We start from the raw sequence: 1,358 nt of genomic DNA on the forward strand, positions 1-1,358 counted from the left end.
CACGTAGCAATCGGAAGTGGTTCCAAGAAAAGCCTCTAAGCTTCAGTCATACGAGACCGTACCGCAAACCGACACAGGTGGGCGAGATGAGTATTCTAAGGCGCTTGAGAGAACTCGGGAGAAGGAACTCGGCAAATTGGTACCGTAACTTCGGGAAAAGGTACGCCTCGGTAGCTTGGTCACTTTACTGTGATAGGGCGAAAAGGTTGCAATAAAATGGTGGCTGCGACTGTTTAATAAAAACACAGCACTCTGCAAACACGAAAGTGGACGTATAGGGTGTGACGCCTGCCCGGTGCTGGAAGATTAAATGATGGGGTGCAAGCTCTTGATTGAAGTCCCAGTAAACGGCGGCCGTAACTATAACGGTCCTAAGGTAGCGAAATTCCTTGTCGGGTAAGTTCCGACCTGCACGAATGGCGTAACGATGGCCACACTGTCTCCTCCCGAGACTCAGCGAAGTTGAAATGTTTGTGATGATGCAATCTACCCGCGGCTAGACGGAAAGACCCCATGAACCTTTACTGTAGCTTTGCATTGGACTTTGAATCAATCTGTGTAGGATAGGTGGGAGGCTTTGAAGTAGGGACGCCAGTCTCTATGGAGCCAACCTTGAAATACCACCCTGGTTCATTTGAGGTTCTAACCTTGGTCCGTTATCCGGATCGGGGACAGTGCATGGTAGGCAGTTTGACTGGGGCGGTCTCCTCCTAAAGTGTAACGGAGGAGTTCGAAGGTACGCTAGGTACGGTCGGACATCGTGCTAATAGTGCAATGGCATAAGCGTGCTTAACTGCGAGACTGACAAGTCGAGCAGGTACGAAAGTAGGACATAGTGATCCGGTGGTTCTGTATGGAAGGGCCATCGCTCAACGGATAAAAGGTACTCTGGGGATAACAGGCTGATTCCTCCCAAGAGTTCATATCGACGGGGGAGTTTGGCACCTCGATGTCGGCTCATCACATCCTGGGGCTGTAGCCGGTCCCAAGGGTATGGCTGTTCGCCATTTAAAGTGGTACGTGAGCTGGGTTTAAAACGTCGTGAGACAGTTTGGTCCCTATCTGCCGTGGGCGTTGGAAATTTGAAGGGGGCTGCTCCTAGTACGAGAGGACCGGAGTGGACAGACCTCTGGTGTACCGGTTGTCACGCCAGTGGCATTGCCGGGTAGCTAAGTCTGGAAGAGATAACCGCTGAAAGCATCTAAGCGGGAAACTTGCCTTAAGATGAGATTTCCCAGAGCCTTGAGCTCTTTGAAGGGTCGTTCGAGACCAGGACGTTGATAGGTCAGGTGTGGAAGTGCAGTAATGCATTAAGCTAACTGATACTAATTGCCCGTACGGCTTGTCCCTATAACCTT

At 50.9% G+C, this 1,358-nt stretch carries 1 rRNA gene; it reads left to right on the forward strand.

The window, feature by feature from the left end:
* Positions 1 to 1,350 (forward strand): 23S ribosomal RNA (locus tag KW842_RS27130); the annotation flags it as partial.
* Positions 1,351 to 1,358: the final 8 nt, after the last annotated feature.

It is taken from the genome of Duganella sp. sic0402 (assembly GCF_019219065.1).
In the GTDB taxonomy this organism is placed as follows: Bacteria; Pseudomonadota; Gammaproteobacteria; order Burkholderiales; family Burkholderiaceae_D; genus Rugamonas.